The organism is Candidatus Erwinia dacicola, assembly GCF_001756855.1.
GTDB lineage: Bacteria > Pseudomonadota > Gammaproteobacteria > Enterobacterales > Enterobacteriaceae > Erwinia > Erwinia dacicola.
In genome coordinates, this window is record NZ_MAYS01000435.1 from 1 (window position 1) to 1,722 (window position 1,722).

Here is a 1,722-nt window from a genome sequence, read left to right on the forward strand (position 1 = left end):
TCACGGCGGGCGTGGGCCACAGCCAGAGGAACAACAGCCCGCCCAGCGACACCGACACCGCCGGCAGGGATATGTTGAGCGAACCGCCAGTCAACAGCGAGGCTAAGTCGCTCTCCCCTTTTGCGCCCAGCGCCACCGGGATCTGTTGGAAGATCAGCAGAATACCAATTGCCGCCAGCATGCCTTTGATCACCGTGCCCGGCACTAGGCTGATAAAGCGCCCGGCGCGCAACATGCCGAACATAAACTGCAGCACCCCGGCGATAATCAGCGCCAGCAGCAGCGCAGAGAACGACCCCAGCGTTTCAATCGCCCCAGTGACGATGGTCACCAGCCCGGCCGCCGGTCCGCTAACGGCAAACTTTGACGGACTGAAAGCGGTCACCACCAGTCCGCCGACCACGCCGGTCAAAAGTCCCACAAATGGCGGCAGTCCGCTGGCCTGCGCAATGCCAAGGCACAGCGGCAGCGCCACCAGAAACACCACCAGTCCGGCCGGAATATCCTGTCGTAAGGTTTTCAGGTTCACGCGCTGGCCTCCTCTGTTTGCTGAATGAGCTCCTTCAGATGGCCGCTGTACAGGTCATAGACGCAGCCAAACAGGTCAAGATCGCTATTCTCGCGCCAGGCTTTCAGTACCGGGCTGGTTTTGACTAGCTGGGCAAACTGCGCCAGCACGTTAGCCTCCACCAACCGGTTGAGATGCTCACTCTGCTTCTCTTGCGCATTCAGCGCAGCAAGATCGGGCGACAGCGCCTCGCGCAGCTGAGTGATGCGCCGCGCCAGCGCAGAGTTCTCATCGTATAGCGGAATATCCGGCAGCGTCAGCGCCGCCTGCACCCCGCCACAGCCGTAGTGACCGCACAGCACGATGCGAGAAACCTTTAGGTATTCAATTGCATACTGCAATACGCTCATAAAGTTATCGTCATTACTAACCACCATATTGGCGATATTGCGATGCACGAATAACTCGCCGGGATGCGCCCCGGTCAGCACTTCGGCCGGGACGCGACTGTCGGAACAGCCAATCCACAATGAGTGCGGCTGCTGCCCGTCTACATTTTGCTGGAAATAGTGCGGATGACGTTGGCGTCGCTGTAATGCCCAACTGCGATTTTTAGCTAACAAGGGTTTAAGTGTCGTCAAAAGAGCCTCTCTTTCCGCAAAACGGATTATCACTGTCATCGATTAAATCGATGGGCCTGAAAATAAGTTTTAACATCTTAGTTAATAGAAATGGATTAAGACTAATCCTAACTAACTGATGTAGCCCTCTGAAACACCAGACAGTAGCTGTATCTCCAGATAAGAGATAGGCTTAAATATATGTTTAACACTAACTCGCCATCATCCAGCAAACGATGAAGCCGGGCATGAATGTTTCCCATGTCGCTTGCCTGCACGGTATTCAGCCCAGCCTGCTATTGAACGTAGCGCCCTTACAGGGCGAGCGTCACGGCTTCGCCGTTCCGGTGCTTTGCATGACCGGAGCTCCGCTTTATACTCAGCTCCATGTATATCCCGCGTCCCGCCAAACTCCTTTTCACCGTCGATGACGGCTGGAACCGCTATCTCGAAAAACATGGCGACAGCGTCAGCCAGTGGACCCCACTCGCCGTTGAGCGCATGCGCGCCTGCGGCACCTGCGCTATGGGTGTGCGCCGCTACTGCTGCGCTTCACCTGACTGTACCCACTCCCGCTTCTTCTGCCAGAGCTGT

At 56.4% G+C, this 1,722-nt stretch carries 3 protein-coding genes; 1 reads left to right on the forward strand and 2 read right to left on the reverse strand.

The genetic code is table 11. The features are described 5' to 3' along the window. The coding region (locus BBW68_RS11805) for a SulP family inorganic anion transporter (RefSeq protein ID WP_148127651.1) at positions 1-529 on the reverse strand (529 nt) is incomplete at its 3' end. Further along, positions 526-1,149: a carbonic anhydrase gene (locus BBW68_RS11810; RefSeq protein WP_186821328.1), complete on the reverse strand. Its 624-nt coding sequence runs from the start codon at positions 1,147-1,149 to the stop codon at positions 526-528. The genes BBW68_RS11810 and BBW68_RS11805, both read right to left, overlap by 4 nt. Before the next feature lie 366 nt (positions 1,150-1,515). Between BBW68_RS11810 and BBW68_RS11815 the strand changes: the two genes are divergently transcribed. Continuing rightward, positions 1,516-1,722, forward strand: a 207-nt coding sequence (locus BBW68_RS11815; RefSeq protein ID WP_186821329.1) for a transposase zinc-binding domain-containing protein, incomplete at its 3' end; no start/stop codon positions are given.